14 protein-coding genes are annotated in these 15984 nt (G+C 58.0%); 9 read left to right on the top strand and 5 right to left on the bottom strand.

Annotated features, from left to right (window positions below):
- Positions 1 to 243: 243 nt before the first annotated feature.
- From WCY31_RS09340 to acs, 8 genes are all read left to right on the top strand, one after another.
- A complete protein-coding gene (locus WCY31_RS09340; RefSeq protein WP_345972179.1) occupies positions 244 to 1872 on the top strand; it encodes a cache domain-containing protein in 1629 nt (542 codons plus the stop codon).
- Positions 1853 to 2512 carry a response regulator transcription factor gene (locus tag WCY31_RS09335; RefSeq protein WP_345972178.1) on the top strand — a complete coding sequence of 220 codons (660 nt, stop codon included), beginning with the start codon at positions 1853 to 1855 and terminating at the stop codon, positions 2510 to 2512. The genes WCY31_RS09340 and WCY31_RS09335 overlap by 20 nt, the downstream gene beginning before the upstream one ends.
- A gap of 138 nt (positions 2513 to 2650) precedes the next feature.
- Positions 2651 to 4054 carry an OprD family outer membrane porin gene (locus WCY31_RS09330; RefSeq protein WP_345972177.1) on the top strand — a complete coding sequence of 468 codons (1404 nt, stop codon included), beginning with the start codon at positions 2651 to 2653 and terminating at the stop codon, positions 4052 to 4054.
- A gap of 13 nt (positions 4055 to 4067) precedes the next feature.
- On the top strand, positions 4068 to 4400 hold the full coding sequence (locus tag WCY31_RS09325; protein WP_345969527.1) for a DUF485 domain-containing protein: 333 nt from the start codon (positions 4068 to 4070) through the stop codon (positions 4398 to 4400).
- On the top strand, positions 4397 to 6046 hold the full coding sequence (locus tag WCY31_RS09320; protein WP_345972176.1) for a cation acetate symporter: 1650 nt from the start codon (positions 4397 to 4399) through the stop codon (positions 6044 to 6046). The genes WCY31_RS09325 and WCY31_RS09320 overlap by 4 nt, the downstream gene beginning before the upstream one ends.
- A gap of 154 nt (positions 6047 to 6200) precedes the next feature.
- The gene (locus tag WCY31_RS09315; RefSeq protein WP_345972175.1) at positions 6201 to 8018 is read left to right on the top strand and encodes a putative nucleotidyltransferase substrate binding domain-containing protein; all 1818 of its coding nucleotides are present in this window, start codon (positions 6201 to 6203) and stop codon (positions 8016 to 8018) included.
- Positions 8018 to 8647, top strand: a complete 630-nt coding sequence (locus tag WCY31_RS09310; RefSeq protein ID WP_345972174.1) for a 3'-5' exonuclease — start codon at positions 8018 to 8020, stop codon at positions 8645 to 8647. Before WCY31_RS09315 ends, WCY31_RS09310 begins: the two co-directional genes overlap by 1 nt.
- Complete coding sequence (gene acs, locus WCY31_RS09305; RefSeq protein ID WP_345969523.1) at positions 8644 to 10617, top strand: acetate--CoA ligase; 1974 nt, start codon at positions 8644 to 8646, stop codon at positions 10615 to 10617. Before WCY31_RS09310 ends, acs begins: the two co-directional genes overlap by 4 nt.
- Before the next feature lie 201 nt (positions 10618 to 10818).
- Here acs and tpx read toward each other — a convergent pair whose 3' ends face one another.
- From tpx to WCY31_RS09290, 3 genes are all read right to left on the bottom strand, one after another.
- Entirely contained in the window at positions 10819 to 11379 is a 561-nt protein-coding gene (gene tpx / locus WCY31_RS09300) for a thiol peroxidase (protein ID WP_345972172.1), read from the bottom strand.
- Positions 11380 to 11524: 145 nt separating this feature from the next.
- Complete coding sequence (locus tag WCY31_RS09295; RefSeq protein WP_345972171.1) at positions 11525 to 12406, bottom strand: diguanylate cyclase; 882 nt, start codon at positions 12404 to 12406, stop codon at positions 11525 to 11527.
- Positions 12407 to 12492: 86 nt separating this feature from the next.
- A complete protein-coding gene (locus tag WCY31_RS09290; RefSeq protein WP_345972170.1) occupies positions 12493 to 13353 on the bottom strand; it encodes a DUF6544 family protein in 861 nt (286 codons plus the stop codon).
- A gap of 74 nt (positions 13354 to 13427) precedes the next feature.
- Between WCY31_RS09290 and WCY31_RS09285 the strand changes: the two genes are divergently transcribed.
- Complete coding sequence (locus tag WCY31_RS09285) at positions 13428 to 14336, top strand: DMT family transporter (protein WP_345972169.1); 909 nt, start codon at positions 13428 to 13430, stop codon at positions 14334 to 14336.
- A 20-nt stretch (positions 14337 to 14356) separates the two neighbouring features.
- Here WCY31_RS09285 and WCY31_RS09280 read toward each other — a convergent pair whose 3' ends face one another.
- Entirely contained in the window at positions 14357 to 15511 is a 1155-nt protein-coding gene (locus WCY31_RS09280; protein WP_345972168.1) for a hypothetical protein, read from the bottom strand.
- A complete protein-coding gene (locus WCY31_RS09275; protein ID WP_345972167.1) occupies positions 15508 to 15861 on the bottom strand; it encodes a hypothetical protein in 354 nt (117 codons plus the stop codon). Before WCY31_RS09275 ends, WCY31_RS09280 begins: the two co-directional genes overlap by 4 nt.
- Positions 15862 to 15984: the final 123 nt, after the last annotated feature.

Genomic DNA, 15984 nt, shown 5'->3' with positions numbered 1-15984 from the left:
TCTGGATAAATTTGGGTGTCGGCGAGTTTGCCTCCGTCGCGATGAGGGCTGTTCCGTCAATGATCAGTGACAAAATAGGAGCTTCAGGCCGGCGTGTTTGATTCACATTATAACACCGGGAGCGTCGCAGAATGCTGTAGCGCCTGGAAAGAATCCTGCCGATATGTTTTCTGCTGTGATTTGTTCCGCATGAGATTTAGGATAAACTTCATTTCAGTTAATGGGAAAACGGGATATGAGACATTGAAAAGAAAAGCATCGCACGGCCTGTGGCATACGATCAGCCTGGAGAAGATCAACTTCCTGGCCATTGTGGCACTCTTCTGCTTTGCGATGCTCTTTACGCTGCTGGTCATTTTCGAAGAGTACCGGGATTTTGACCGGGATGCGGCCCAGATGCGCGCGACCTACCTGCAGCAGCAAGAAGAGTTGATCCGGGAGGAGACGCAACGCGCGCTCAGTTTCGTCGAGCACGAGTACGCACGCTGGCACGGGCAGCTCGACGAGGCGGTGCTCCAGCGCAACATTATCGACGCGATCAACGCCCTCTACGACCGGGGCGACGGCAGCAAGTATATCTTTGTCTATACCCTTGAGGGCATCAACATCAACGACCCGAACAAGCCGGAAAACTACGGCAAGGATATGCTGGACATCGAGGATGTGGACGGTGTGAAGATCCTGCGCGAACTGATCGCGGCGGCAGGCACCGGGGGATTTGTCCGCTACGTCTGGGAGAAACCGACGACGGGCAAGCTCTCCCCGAAGATTGCGACGGCGGTGGCCTTCGAACCCTGGCAGTGGCTGATTGGTACGGGGGTCTACCTTGACGATATCGATGCCCTGATCGCAGAGAAGAAGCTTCAAAAGCGCGACCAGCTTATCAAGTACGTGATGGAGATCCTCACCCTCAGCGCCATTCTCTTCGCCCTGGCGCTGAGCGGGATCAAACTGATCAACAAGGTACTGCGCGACGAGATCCGTACCTTCAGCGACTTCTTCTCCCTTGCCGCGTCGCGCTACGTCGTCATCGAGCGCGAACAGATACGGATCGCGGAGTTCCAGACCCTCGTCGAACACGTCAACGCCATGGTCGATACGATCCACAGCCGCAACCTCGAGCTCTCCGACCTCAACGCCTCACTGGAGCAGAAGGTGCGGGACAAAACGGCCAAACTGCAGAAGGAGAAGGCCTTCAGCGACCAGCTCGTGCAGTCGCAGGACGCTTTTATCAAGCAGTCCATCCACGAGGTCAACACCCCGCTGGCGGTGATTATGACGCAGATCGACCTCTACCGCCACATGCACGGCGAGGACCGCTACCTCGGCCATATCGAAGCGGCGGCAAAGATGCTCCATACGATCTTCGACGACCTGCGCTACATGGTGAAAAAAGAGCGGATCGACTACCCCTCCGACACGATCGACCTGGGAGCTTTTTTGCAGAGGCGGCTTGTATTTTTCGAGAGTGTCATGGCGGCGAACCGCCTGAAAGTGGCGGCAAGGATCGCGGAGGCGGTCCCGGTCTGTATCAACGAGGAGGAGCTGCGGCGCCTCGTCGACAACAACCTCTCCAACGCCATCAAGTACGCCTATCCCGACAGCACCGTCGACGTCGAGCTGGAGGTGGTGGCACAGACGGCCCGGATGCGTTTCACGACGCGCTCGAACCCGATCGACCACCCGGAGAAGGTCTTCGAAGCCTTCTACCGGGAAGCGGACGAGCTGAGCGGTTTCGGGTTGGGGCTGCACCTGGTCAAATCGATCTGCAACAAGTACGGCATCGAGACGGAGATCAGCTCCGAGGCGGGGGTGACGGCCTTTACCTATATTATTGCGAAAGGGGGGTGCGATGAGAATTCTGTTGCTTGAAGATGAGGTGATGCTGCAAGGCGCCGTGAGCGAGTACCTGCAGATGCATAACCACAGGGTCGATGCCTTCGTCGACGGGGCGGAGGCCCTGGAGGCCATTATGAAGGGCGGGTACGACCTGCTGATCCTCGACATCAACGTCCCTTCTATTGACGGTCTGAGCCTGCTTGAACGCCTCAATGCGGCGAAGGTCGCCGTGCCTGCGATCTTTACGAGTGCGCAGACCGACATCGCCGAGATCTCGAAGGCGTACGAGCTGGGCTGTTTCGACTACCTCAAAAAGCCCTTTCACCTGCAGGAGCTTCTCCTGCACATCAACCGGGTCATGCGCGACGTCCCGCCGGACCAGCGCAAACATCTGCGCCTCTCCACACGCTACAGCTACGATATGCTCAACGAGACCCTGCTTTTTGACAACGAACCGCAGACGCTGACCCGCCGCCAGCACCAGATTATCGACCTGCTTGCGCGCAATATGAACCGGGTGGTCGATTTCGAAACATTCCGCATCTACGTCTGGGACGAGGCGATCATCGACAATGCGACGATCCGTGCCGAGGTAAACCGCCTGAAGAAGGGGCTCAAAGAGGATTTCATCCAGAACATCCGGGCGATGGGCTATATGATCACCTCGCGCTGACCCCCGGCCGTCACGGCCGAATTAGTGTTACTTTTTTTCCACCTTTCGCTGAAAATCCGCATTTTTTTCCGTCAGAATCCCATTGCTATGTTCGCGCTACGTTCCTCTCTTAATGTGCTGAGAGTACAAGGAGAGAGTATGAGAAAAACGTTACTTTTGTCCGGCATCGCCGCTGCGTTCCTTACCGCCAACGCGGCTGACGATATCGCCGCGATGTTTGCGAACGGCACAACGAGCGGGCAGATCCGCGCCTTCTACGTCGACCGGGACTACTCCGGCTACGACGGGGCACCGCATCGTAACGCGACGGCGCTGGGCGGGCACCTGGGGTATGAGACGGATGCGCTCGCAGGCGTGAGCCTCGGGGCATCGGCCTATACGACGAACCGGATCTTCCAGGGGCTCGAATACGGTTCCACGTCCGAGGGGAAGGTTGACCCCTCCCTGTTCGGCAACGGCTACAAGAGCTACAGCATCTTCGGCGAGGCCTATGTCAACCTGAAGATGGGGGCGAGCAACCTGAAGCTGGGACGCCAGTCCCTCAATACGCCGATGGCCGCCGCCGATGACGCGCGGATGCTTCCGAGTTTCTTCGAGGCGTACGTCTATACGAACGGCAGCCTGGCCAACACGAGTCTCGTCGCGGCGCACATTACGAAGTTTGCCCCGGGCAGCTTCTCGAACATCTACACGGGGGGCGGAATTCTCGGCGCCACGTCGGGGTATTCGCCGATTGCGGCCAACTACCCCAAATACGGCGGCGACTTCGCCAATGTGGGGAGCTGGGCCGTCGGCGAGACGACTGCCGGCATCACGACGCTAGCGGCGGTCTATAAAGATGAGTATCTGAGCCTCCAGGCGTGGGATTACTACGCCTGGGACATCCTCAACGCCTTTTACGCCGAGGGGAGCGTGAGCTGGAAATGTCTGCTCAACCCGGAGGTGAAACCCTTCTTCAGCGCCCAGCTGATCAAAGAGAACAACGTCGGCGACAACCTGCTTCAGAACCTCGGCGGCGACGGCAAGATTGACAGCCTCTACGGTGCGGTGAAGCTCGGGGCAAAGTACCACGGTTTCAGCGCCTATGCCGCCTATTCGCAGACAACAGCGAACAGCGATGCCGATATCACCGGCACCCAGTCCTATGCCAATGCTGTGATCACGCCCTGGGGCGGGATGCCGGCATATACGCAGGGGATGGTGACGCGCCACCAGTTCATGGCGGGGACCAAAGCCTATAAAGGGGCGGTGGCCTACTCCTTTAAAGAGCAGGGCGTCAACCTGAGCGTGGCGGCCTACTACGTCGCATTCGACATGGACAAAAACAACGGCTATTCCGTTGTCAAAGACGTCAACGGAACCGTTACCGGGGGCTACGCCTGGACGGCGGCGGAACCGGGCTTTGACATCCAGTACTACCCCGAGGCGGTGAAGAACCTGCAGCTGAGACTGCGCGGGAACTTCCCCGACAAGTTCTACGACAGTGCGGCGAAAACCGTCAATTGGGACGAATACCGGTTTATTGTAAACTATAACTTTTAACTAAAGGACGATCATGACGAACGAAATGGTTGAACATATTAAGAACAATCCGAAGTACCAGGAGTTGGTGAAGACGCGCAGCGCCTTTGCCTGGAAGCTTTCGATCGTAATGCTGGTGGTCTATTTCACCTTCATCCTTACCATCGCTTTTGACCCGTCGCTGCTCGGCACGCCGCTGAGTGAGACGGGGGTCACGACGGTCGGTATCCCGGTCGGTGTCGCCATCATCTTCATCGCCTTCGTCCTGACGGGGCTCTACGTCAAGCGCGCCAACGGCGAGTTCGACGATCTTAACCGCGAGGTGCGTGCCGAACTCGAGCGCGACATGGCAAAGGGGGCTGAATGAAACGTCTTCTCCTGCTTCTGACGGCCACAGCGTCCACGCTGATGGCATCGGGCGCCATTGAGGGTGCCGTGGATAAACAGCCGCTGAACGTCTCCGCGATCGTGATGTTCCTCGTCTTCGTCGGTGCGACGCTGGGTATTACCTACTGGGCGGCAAAACGCACGAAAACGGCCAAGGACTTCTATACCGCTGGAGGCGGCATCACGGGCTTCCAGAACGGGATGGCGATTGCCGGCGACTACATGTCCGCCGCATCGTTCCTGGGGATCTCCGGCCTCGTCTTCCTCAAAGGGTATGACGGGCTGATCTACTCCATCGGTTTCCTGGTCGGCTGGCCGCTGATCCTGTTCCTCGTGGCGGAGCGCCTGCGCAACCTCGGCAAGTACACCTTTGCCGACGTCGCCTCCTTCCGTCTGAGACAGACACCGATCCGTACCTTGGCGGCCTTCGGCTCCATTGCGACCGTCACGCTCTACCTGATCGCGCAGATGGTCGGTTCGGGCAAGCTGATCCAGATCCTCTTCGGTCTGCCGTACGAGGTCGCGGTCATCCTGGTCGGTGTCCTGATGATCCTCTACGTCACCTTCGGCGGGATGCTGGCGACGACGTGGGTCCAGATCATCAAGGCGGGGCTGCTGCTCTCCGGTGCGACCTTTATGGCCATCGCCGTTATGGCGCACTTCGGCTTCAGCTTCGAAGCGCTCTTTGCCAAGGCGGTCGAGGTCCACAGCACCCATGACGCCATCATGAGCCCGGGCGGTCTTGTCAGCGACCCGGTCTCCGCGATCAGCCTCGGTATCGCGCTGATGTTCGGTACGGCGGGTCTGCCGCACATCCTGATGCGCTTCTTTACCGTCAGCGACGCAAAAGAGGCGCGCAAATCGGTCTTCTATGCGACCGGTTTCATCGGATACTTCTATATCCTGACCTTCATCATCGGGTTCGGGGCGATTGTCATGGTGGCGACCAACCCGCACTACCTTGATGCGGCGGGCACACTGCTTGGCGGCAACAACATGGCGGCGATCCACCTCAGCCACGCGGTCGGCGGGAACTTCTTCCTCGGCTTCATCTCGGCGGTGGCCTTCGCGACGATCCTCGCGGTCGTCTCCGGTCTGACACTGGCGGGCGCTTCGGCGATCAGCCACGACCTCTACGCCAACGTCTTCCGCCGCGGGCAGGTCGACGAGATGCAGGAGATGCGTATCTCCAAGATCGCCGTCGTCGTCATGGGGATCGTCGCGATCCTGCTGGGGATTGCGTTTGAGAAGCAGAACATCGCGTTCATGGTCGGTCTGGCTTTCGCCATCGCCGCTTCCGCGAACTTCCCGGTGCTCTTCCTCTCCATGTTCTGGAAAAGACTGACCACGCGCGGTGCCGTCATCGGCGGTTCGCTGGGACTCGCTACGGCGGTACTGCTGGTGATCCTGGGGCCGATCGTCTGGGTCCAGATCCTCGGTAACGCGGAAGCGGTCTTCCCGTACAAGTACCCGGCGCTCTTCTCCGTCACGGTCGCCTTCGCCGGTATCTGGTTCTTCTCCATTACCGACAAAAGCGCGGAGGGCGAGAATGAACGCGAAGCCTTCGAGGCCCAGAACATCCGTTCACAGACCGGTATCGGTGCCGAAGGCGCCGTCAGTCACTAAGGAGCAAGATCGTTGGAACATGAGTTGATTCCGGCCGAAGTCGGAACAAATTTATCTGACCCGTCAGGGGCCAGTGTAGGCATCCGGGCTTTTCGAGGAAACATCGCTTTTGCAAGCGGTATCCCTTGTTTGGCCCGGATGGCGTGCTAAATCCATGAGCATATTCGACCAGAAGCAGCTTTTGGCGTCGATGCACCCCTTTGACCTGTTGTCATCGCGGGCGCTGGACAACGTCATGGCACAGATGGACATTGCCTACTACCCCCGGGAGACGGTACTGGTCTCGCCCAACGTCCCCGCGGAGTGCCTCTACATCATCATCAAAGGCAGCGTGCATGAGTGGCTGGGTGAGGAGCTGACCGACGCCTACGGGGCGATGGACAGTTTCGATGCCGACGCCCTCATCTACGGCCAAACGGACAAACGCTTCGTCGTGGACGAAGAACTCATCTGCTACGAACTCCCCAAACAGATTTTCCTCGACCTGATCCAGGACCATGACGCCTTCAAACATTTTTACCTCGAAGACTTTGTCACCAAGCACGAACAGCTCAAAATGCTCAAGCAGCAAAACGACCTGACGCCGTTTATGGTGGCGCGCATCGGCGATATCTACCTGCATACGCCCTGCATCGTCGCGGCGGAGACCCCGATTGCGGAGGCGGTGCGGCAGATGGAGGCGATGAAGAGCCCGGCGATCCTCGTCGAGGGGGAAGAGGGCTACGGCATCGTGACCGATTCGGACCTGCGCCGCAACGTCCTGATGGGGGCGGTCGAGGCTTCCGGCGCCATCGGCACCATCGCTTCCCGTCCCCTGGTGACGATAGAGAAACAGGATTTCCTTTTCAACGCGCTGCTGCTGTTCACCGCGCACCATATCAAGCGCGTCGCCGTCACCGACGGCGGGAAGGTCGTCGGGATCCTCGAGCAGCTCGACCTGCTCAGTTTCTTCGCCAGCCACTCCTACCTGGTGGCGATGCAGGTCGAGAAGGCCGACAGCATCGAGGCGCTTCAGCGCATCGGGGAGGAGATGGTCAACCTGATCCGCTCCCTGCACACCAAGGGGGTCAAGGTTCGCTACATCACCAAACTGGTCAATGCCCTCAATGCGAAGATCTACCGCAAGGTGTTCGAGTTTTGCGTCGCGCCGGAACACCGTGGGGACTGCGCGCTGATCGTGATGGGCAGCGAGGGACGCGGCGAGCAGATTCTGCGGACCGACCAGGATAACGGCTTGATCATCCGCGACGGCTGCGGGAAGGATTTCGCCGACGAGATGGCGGCGATGAACGCCGCCCTGCGCCAGCTCGGGTTCCCGGACTGCCCGGGCAACGTGATGGTGACCAATCCGTGGTGGCGTCGTCCCCTCGCCGATTACCAGACCGACATCGACGGCTGGGTCGGCTCGATGGACGAGGCGGCGCTGCAGAACCTCGATATCTTCCTGGATGCCCGCTGCGTTGCCGGGAACGCCGAGCTGCTGGAGCGGGCGGAGCAGTACCTCTACGGCCGGTTTGAAGGGCGCGACGACGTGCTGGCGCATATGGCGAAGGCGGCGCTCAGCTTCGAGACGCCGCTGAGCCTCTTTTCGGGACTGGTGGTCGAGCGCAGCCACGGGAACACGCTGAACCTGAAAAAGGGCGGTATCTTCCCCATCGTGCACGGCATACGCGTCCTGGCGCTCCAGAAGAAGATCCGGGAGACGAATACTTTCGAACGGATCAAACAGCTCAACAATGCGGGGGTCTTCGACAAGACCTTTTCGACGGAGCTGATGGAGGCCTACGACACGCTGCTCTCGATAAGACTACGGGCCCGTTTGGCACACGCCGCGGAGGGGTGGATGCTCAACGATATCGCCCCGGGCGGGCTGGACAAACTGGAGCGGGACCTGCTCAAGGACAGCTTCAAGGTCGTCAACGCCCTTAAAAAGCTGCTGACCTACCACTTCCACCTGAACATGGTGATGTGATGTTCAAGGCGTGGCGAAAGCAGCGGAACCGCAAACGGCTGAAGGATGAGGCGTACGCCTTTTTGTTTGAACCCTATGACGGCGACGAGGTCGTCGTTTTCGATACGGAGACGACGGGGCTCGACCCCAAAACGGACGAGATCGTCTCCATCGGCGCGGTGAAGGTGAAAGGCAACCGGATCCTCACCTCGGAGACCTTCGAGGTCTACCTGAAAACGTCCCGTCCCATTCCGGCGGAGAGCATCGAGGTACACGGCATAAGGCCCTGTGATCTCGAGTATGCGCTCTCCCCGCCGGAGGGGATTGAGAAGTTCCTGCATTTCATCGGCCCGCGGCCGCTGGCAGGGTATTACCTGGAGTTTGACGTGGCGATGATCAACCGCTACATCAAACCCTGGCTCGGGGTGGAACTTCCCAACCCGAAAACAGAGGTCTCGGGCCTTTACTTTGACAAAAAAAATTTCGGTATACCGCAAGGAAACATTGATTTACGCTTCGATACAATCCTTGCCAACCTGGGAGTGCCCCCTATGGGGCGGCACAACGCCGTCAACGACGCGATCATGACGGCAATGATCTTTATCAAATTGAACAATACGATTAAACTCAAAACAGGAGAGAGAACATGAGTGATACAACAGTCAAACCGGTTTTCCAGCCCAACCGCGAATTCGCCAAAACGGCACGCATCAAGAACATGTGTGAATACAAGGAACTGGCAACATGGGCCGAGGAGGATTACGAAGGGTTCTGGGACCACTTCGCGAAGGAGAAAATTGACTGGTTCGAGCCCTATGGCAAGGTACTCGACGACAGCAACATGCCGTTTGCCAAATGGTTCGAAGGCGGCAAGCTGAACGTGGCGCACCAGTGTATCGACCGCCACCTCGACTCCCGCAAGAACAAGGCGGCGATCATCTTCGAAGGGGACCGCGGCGACAAGAAGATCGTCACCTACCTGGAGCTCTACTACAACGTCAACAAGATGGCGAACCTCCTCAAGAACGAGTTCGGCATCAAGAAGGGCGACCGCGTCGTCATCTACATGCCGATGATCCTGGAAGCGGCCTATGCGATGCTCGCGTGTACACGTATCGGTGCGATCCACTCCATCGTCTTCGGCGGTTTCTCCGCGGAAGCGCTGCGCGACCGCATCATTGACGCGGAGGCGAAACTTGTCATCACGGCCGACGGTGCGTTTAGAAAGGACAAGCCGTACATGCTCAAGCCTGTTGTCGACAAAGCCCTCGAAGAGGGGTGCGACTGCGTCAACAAGGTACTTGTCGTCCAGCGTAACGGCGAGGATGTCGACTGGAAAGCGGGCCGCGACTACTCCTACAACGAGATGATCGAGCAGCAGTCCGCCGTCTGCGAAAGCGAACCGATGGATTCAGAAGACCCGATGTTCCTGCTCTACACCTCCGGTTCCACCGGCAAACCGAAGGGGGTACAGCACAACACGGCGGGCTACATCCTCTGGGCACAGATGACGATGGAGTGGGTCTTCGACGTCAAGGAGAACGACACCTACTGGTGTACGGCCGACATCGGCTGGATCACCGGCCACACCTACATCGTCTACGGCCCGCTCGCGATGGGTGCGACGACGCTGATGTTTGAAGGGGTCCCGACCTATCCGGACGCCGGACGCCCGTGGAAGATGGTCGAAGAGTACAAAATCAACCAGTTCTACACGGCGCCGACGGCGATCCGCGTTCTGCACAAAACAGGGGCGGAGGAGCCTGCGAAGTACGACCTCTCCAGCCTCAAGGTCCTCGGGACCGTCGGCGAGCCGATCGACCCGCCGGCATGGAAATGGTATTACGAGGAGATCGGCGGCGGCAAATGCGCCATCGTCGACACCTACTGGCAGACGGAAACGGGCGGCCACATGGTCACGCCGCTGCCGGGTGCGACCCCGATCAAACCGGCCTGCGCCACCTTCCCGCTGCCGGGCATCATGGGCGAGATCCTCGACCCGGAAACGGGCAAGAAAGTCGGTGCGGGCGAGAGCGGCTACATGTGTGTCACCAAGCCGTGGCCGTCCATGATCCGCGGCGTCTGGGGCGATCCGGAGCGTTTCGTGAAGTCCTACTTCGGCGACGTCAAAAAAGACGGTCAGCCGGTCTACTTTACCGGTGACGGCGCGAACTATGACGACGACGGCTACATCACCATTACGGGCCGTACCGACGACGTCATCAATGTTTCCGGCCACCGTATGGGGACGGCCGAGGTCGAAGCGGCGTGCAAGAAGCACCCGAACGTTGCGGAAGTCGCCGTCGTCGGCAAGCCGCACGAGCTCAAAGGTGAGGGGATCTTCGCCTATGTCGTCCTCAAGGGCGAAGAGAGCATGGCCGAAGACGTCGAGATGTCCAAGGAGATCAACAATGTCATCAAGCAGGAGATCGGCAACATCGCTGTCTGCGACGACATCGCCTTTGTCCCGGGCCTGCCGAAGACCCGTTCAGGCAAGATCATGCGCCGCATCCTGCGCTCCATCGCCAAGGGCGAGGCGATCACGCAGGATACGTCGACACTCGAAGACCCCAGTGTCGTCGAAAAGATCCAGGAAGTCGTTAACGCCTGCCGCGTCTAAGTCACTACTGCATTTGAACAGCCGCGCTTCGGCGCGCTGCTGCTTTTCTCTTTACCCCTCCGTATACTTTTTACCGATACCCGCTTTTTTTATATGGTCTGTACCTCTGCACGGATGGATGATTTGCGATGATGCATATTGGAAAGATCAGAAGGATGGGAGCAGAGCGCTCCCGGCCGGCGCAGCTGCGCCTGAAAAACTTCAGTTCAGTTTGTTGACCGCTTTGATAACTGCGCTATAGTCGGGTTCGCTGGCAATTTCGGGTACGAGCTGTCTGTAGGTGATGACGCCCTCTTTGTTGACGACGAAGACGGCACGGGTAAAGAGGTCTTTGAGGAGCGGTTCGCCGATGCTGACGCCGTACTGCGACGCCCCCGCATGATCGGCGCGCTTGTAGGCTGATGCCAGTGTAATGTTGCCGATGGATTCAAAGCCGCAGAAACGTTTCTGGGCGAAAGGAAGGTCCATGGAAACGATGTAGAGGTCGACGCCCTTCATCTGTTTGACCTTGTCGTCGAAGGCCTTGGATTCGAGGGAACAGACCGGGGTGTCGATCGAAGGCACGAACGCGATGATCTGCGTCTTCGGATGTGTCCCGCCGATGGTGACGACCGAGAGGTCGTTCTTGACGGCGGTGAATGTCGGGGCTTTTTCGCCCACGCCTGGCATGGTGCCTTCCAGGGCGACGGGGTTGCCCTGGAAGGTGACGCTTTGGGCGAATGCCAGCGTAGTGGAGAGGGTGAGGGCGGCAAGAATACGCATTGTGATTTTTCCTTGTTTTTAGTTACGGCGGTTATGTTACTATAAAAAAAACAGATGATGATAAAAATTTTTCTTATTTTAGATTTTAATATTGATTGAAGTTTTGCAGAGGTCAGCGCGCTTGGTGCAGCGGGAAAGGCGCCAATCAGGCGGAAACGACACTCTTGTTTCGCCCGCCCAGTTTGGCTTCGTAGAGGGCTTTGTCGGCCTCTTCGATGGCTGTTTCAATGTTGTGGTGGTCCCGGAGCTTGGTCACACCGGCAGAGATCGTGACGCTGATAGTTTCGCCGTTATGCATGTGCGTCTGCATTTGTGCAACCCCTTCGCGGATACGTTCGATGACGGCGGCGGCGGTCTCGACATCCGTATGGGGCATCATGATCAAGAACTCCTCCCCGCCGTAGCGGTAGACATTGTCATAGGGGCGCAGATGCTGCAGGATATAGGCGGCGATGTTGGCAAGGACAAGGTCGCCTACCGGGTGGCCATGGGTGTCGTTAACCTGCTTGAAGCGGTCGACGTCCAGGATGGCGATGACCGTCGTATCCACATGGCGATCGATCAGGTCCATCTGCTTGCGCAGGTCGCTGAGCATGCTGATACGGTTGCGTACACCGGTGAGGGGGTCGCGGTTGTACAGGGTCTCTTCGAGTTCGTATTTGAGCGTCTGGAGGTTCAGGCGCAGGCGTTCGACGGCATTGGCGAAGTTGTCGTAATCGATATAGGAGATGGCCTCGCCCCGGGAGGAGGTCTCAAGCAGCAGCTTCGCATTGGCATGTACCTGTTTATGCTCGCCGCGGATGGACTGAAAGGTCTTGTTTTCTTGCATCTCCTTTTCGGAACAGTGGTAGTACCACTGTCCGAAAGTGCAGTGGTGGTGGGCGTCTTCGGCCATGTCCCGCTGGTCGAAGGGGAGGCGGCAGACGATGGAACGGATGATGTTCTGGTACCACTGGCTATGGTTGTAGATGGCCTGATCCACTTCGCGGATGACGGCCAGGAGCTTCTCCCGGTTGATACGGTACATTTTATTCCCTCCTGCGGGCAAGAAATGCGTTGCTGACACCAAGCTTATCATATTTCCTAATAATTTTTAAAAAAAATGTGCTGCGATCAGTTTTTAGGCATAGTGTTCAGGGGGAAGCGGATGGCCGTGATTTCCGCCTTGTAAAAGGGGAAATACTCCTCGGTGCCGAACAGGTTGCCCCCTTCGACCCTGAAGGGGAGGCGGTAGCCCGAGACGTCGCGGAAGTCCGACAGTATCCCGCCGAAGGGTTGCAGCCGGTACTGCTTTTGCGGGTTGGCGTTGCTCCAGCGCATCATGGAGACTTCGATGGGCTTTCCTTCATGACTCAGGGTGACATCCACCGACTGTGAAAGCTCCCCCCTGGTTACGGTGACGCGGGCGCCGCTCTCGCCTACTGCTTCCCATCTTATGCCCGGTCCGGGCAGGAGGGCCGCCGGGGTCCAGAACACCGCTTCGATGACGTAGCGGCCGAAGGCGGAACGGGTATGGTCCGCATCGCCGCCCGCCCGGGCAACGGGGATGAGCCCCAGTATCCGAAACCGCGTCCAGCTGTCCGTATCGGAACCGGAGACGGGCAGGCCGCCGACGAGTCGCATCTTCCAGACAAAGCCGTAGGGCAGGGCGAGGATCTGCCGGGCCTCCATGGGCAGGTACTCGGGCGGTTTGAGGCTGAAGAGGCCTTTCATGTCGATCTCGGCGACGCTTAGCAGCGGTGTGCCGGGGGCGATGGTGTAGGCGAAGTAGCGTCGTGCCGCTTCCGGAAGCTCCGCCACCGTCGCCGGGTCGAACCGTACGGGGTGCACAGGCTGTTTCGAGAGGAGCCGCCGCCATTCGGTCCGCTCCGCGTTCCGGTCCCAGAAGCGGAGCAGGGAGAGCGCGATGATCAGCAGCACGAGTACGATGAGGAAGAGGTAGAGCAGTGTCATCGGCAGTGTCCGTTTACCCATAATCATTACCGGCTATCTTAACCAAATTTCAAAATCCTGTACAATGCCGCTAGTCATTAAGCGTGGGGGGCACTATGAAGAAGTACAGCGTCTATATTCTTGTCGGTCTCTGCGTGCTTTTCTGGTCGGGCAACTTCGTACTGGGGCGGTTCGTCCGTGACGATGTCCAGCCGCTGGAGCTGGTCTTTTTCCGCTGGCTGCTGGTCTGCGTCATGCTGCTGCCGGCGTTGTACTATGTCAGCCTCCGCAACATCATCCGGCTGATCCGCGCGCACTTCGTCGTCACCTCTGTCCTGGCCATTTTGAGCGTGACCTTCTTTAACACGATCCTTTACACGGCGCTGCAGACGACGACGGCAACCAATGCGCTGCTCATCAACTCCAGCGTGCCCATCATGATCCTGATCCTCTCGGCGCTCATGCTCAAGCATGACGTGACGAAGCGGCAGGTTATGGGCATCGCCCTCTCGACGATGGGGGTTCTCTTTTTGATCCTCAAGGGGGAAATAGGCAACATCGCCGCGCTCAACCTCAGCCACGGCGACTTCTGGATGCTCGTCAGCTCGCTGGTATGGGCGCTCTATTCGGTCCTGTTCAAACTGAAGCCCGCGGGCTTCAGCAGCGCGGAGCTCTTCATGGCCAATATGTACCTGGGGTTCGTCTACCTGCTGCCGATCTACCTGGTGCAGGGATACACGTTTCATACCGAACTGCTGCTGTTTGAAAATTACTGGACCTACTTCATCTACGTCTCGCTCTTCGCCTCGATCCTCTCGTATATCTTCTGGAACAGGGGAATCGACGTGCTCGGCGCGGCGAAAACGGGACAGTTTGCCCACCTTATGCCGCTTTTCGGCGCCGTACTGGCCTATATCTTTCTCGGCGAAACGCTGCAGTCCTATCACGTCGTCGGGGCGGTGTTGATCGGGGCGGGGATCTATACGTCGCTCTTTCTATCGAAACCCGCGGCCGCAACAGAGTAGCCGTTGCGCCGCAGCCCGCGTTAAAACTTGTACTTGAAGCCCAGTTCGTATACCTGGTCGTTTTGTCTGTCCAGGGGAAGTTTCCCGTCGGAATAACTGACATAAAGGCCCTCGGCCTCAGGCATGACGAGCGCCACCGTAAAAAAGCTGTAGGTGTCCAGCCCCGCGGCTTTGACCGCACTGGAGGGATTGATCTCCTGGTAGTAGCGGTAGTTCGCCTCTATAAAAGCGTCGGCGTCATTGTAGGTCGCGGCGAGGGTCCGAAAACTGGCTTCGAACCGCATCCGCGTAAAAGAGGATTCATCCCCGGCGATGATCTGGCGCGGGGTGTCTGAATCCGGGTCCACCTGGTCGATGCCGATCAAAAACTCCGGAAAAGAAGAGCCTCTTGGTTGCCAGGTGTCATCGACGCCGCTGAGCAGACGCAGCAGCGCCGCCGGGTAGTCGAGGATATTGAACTGGGCCAGCACCGACGTTTCGGCATTCCAACCCTTCGCAATCATATTGGCATAAAGCCCGTAGTAATACTGCTTCGCTTTAAAGGACTGATCCGCTTCAAGGCCCCCTTTGACGGAGAGGTCGAAGTAGTACTGATCCGAGAGCTGATTCCGAACCGCTTTGGCGAGCTCTTTCCATGCGGACAACTGCCGGAGTTCATCGGTCGTGTTGGCTTCGGCGGCGGCGTCTTCGAGCCTGTTCAGGAGGGCGAAATCCGGTGTCCCGGGTAGAACGCCTCCGGTCGAAAAGTAGTATCCGAACGAAAAGCGCGTGTCCGTCAGATTGCGCGGGTTGGCACTTTGCTCAAACGCGACGTTGCCCGAAGCGCTGAAGTTCAGTGCCAGTCCGGTGTGCGTTGCCTTCTCCGAACGGAAAGCGTATTGGGCGATGTCCCTGGAATATTCATACTCGAAGCCGAGCGATGTGGAGGCGTTGTCGTCGCTTTCAAACACTTTGAGCTTAATATCCGCGCCTTTGAGCATCGTTTCCAGAATGGAGTGCTGCGCGGCATCGGCGAGGGGCTGCCGTTCGTCCAGCAGGCGGCTGACACCGGATTTGGATGCGTTGACGATGGTTGCCGTATTGATCTCTGCATGGGCCCGGGCCGGGTTCAATACGAGAAAAAATGCGCTCATGATGCCCGCGACGAGTGCGCACAGGGAACTGCCTCTTTTCATTCGTCTTCCTCGCCGTAGAAGTTGTAACTGACATCACACTTTTCCGCCAGGTCCGAAACGGTTGCCTCGGGTGTCGTCAGAACTTTGAGCATCGAGTCGATCGCCTGCTCTCCCGTGATATCCTCCTCATACGTCGCCCCACGTACTTCGCGGAAAACATTGTCCAGCTGGATCGCGAGCATCCGGGCCGCGGCTTTGCGCTGATCGGTGCTGCTGGTCTGATTGAAAAAGGTTAGCTCTTTGATCTTGAGCTCTCCGGCTTCAAGAAAGACCGTGTCGAGCTGGTCGAGAAGCTTTAACGTCGACCAGGTCGTTTTGCAGGCGCGATTGTTTTTGCTCCAATATGCCATAAGATTCTCCTTTGGTACAGACGGAGGACGTCCGCTCTGTTTCACTATTCATAATTTAATAAAAACAGTATTTAATGAATCTTAGTCCATTTGGATGAAAATTACAATATTTCTACTTCCCGA

It is taken from the genome of Sulfurimonas sp. HSL3-1, from assembly GCF_039645995.1.
In the GTDB taxonomy this organism is placed as follows: Bacteria; Campylobacterota; Campylobacteria; order Campylobacterales; family Sulfurimonadaceae; genus Thiomicrolovo; species Thiomicrolovo diazotrophicus.
The sequence above is the reverse complement of the archived record's forward strand: the minus strand, read 5'-3'. Positions and strand labels throughout refer to the sequence as shown.

Excerpts from the sequence above, each read along its gene's own strand:
- WCY31_RS09335 (WP_345972178.1), top strand. The coding sequence starts at position 1,853 with ATGAGAATTCTGTTGCTTGAAGATGAGGTGATGCTGCAAGGCGCCGTG.
- WCY31_RS09330 (WP_345972177.1), top strand. The coding sequence starts at position 2,651 with ATGAGAAAAACGTTACTTTTGTCCGGCATCGCCGCTGCGTTCCTTACC.
- WCY31_RS09325 (WP_345969527.1), top strand. The coding sequence starts at position 4,068 with ATGACGAACGAAATGGTTGAACATATTAAGAACAATCCGAAGTACCAG.
- WCY31_RS09320 (WP_345972176.1), top strand. The coding sequence starts at position 4,397 with ATGAAACGTCTTCTCCTGCTTCTGACGGCCACAGCGTCCACGCTGATG.
- WCY31_RS09315 (WP_345972175.1), top strand. The coding sequence starts at position 6,201 with ATGAGCATATTCGACCAGAAGCAGCTTTTGGCGTCGATGCACCCCTTT.
- WCY31_RS09310 (WP_345972174.1), top strand. The coding sequence starts at position 8,018 with ATGTTCAAGGCGTGGCGAAAGCAGCGGAACCGCAAACGGCTGAAGGAT.
- acs (WP_345969523.1), top strand. The coding sequence starts at position 8,644 with ATGAGTGATACAACAGTCAAACCGGTTTTCCAGCCCAACCGCGAATTC.
- tpx (WP_345972172.1), bottom strand. The coding sequence starts at position 11,379 with ATGCGTATTCTTGCCGCCCTCACCCTCTCCACTACGCTGGCATTCGCC.
- WCY31_RS09295 (WP_345972171.1), bottom strand. The coding sequence starts at position 12,406 with ATGTACCGTATCAACCGGGAGAAGCTCCTGGCCGTCATCCGCGAAGTG.
- WCY31_RS09290 (WP_345972170.1), bottom strand. The coding sequence starts at position 13,353 with ATGGGTAAACGGACACTGCCGATGACACTGCTCTACCTCTTCCTCATC.
- WCY31_RS09285 (WP_345972169.1), top strand. The coding sequence starts at position 13,428 with ATGAAGAAGTACAGCGTCTATATTCTTGTCGGTCTCTGCGTGCTTTTC.
- WCY31_RS09280 (WP_345972168.1), bottom strand. The coding sequence starts at position 15,511 with ATGAAAAGAGGCAGTTCCCTGTGCGCACTCGTCGCGGGCATCATGAGC.
- WCY31_RS09275 (WP_345972167.1), bottom strand. The coding sequence starts at position 15,861 with ATGGCATATTGGAGCAAAAACAATCGCGCCTGCAAAACGACCTGGTCG.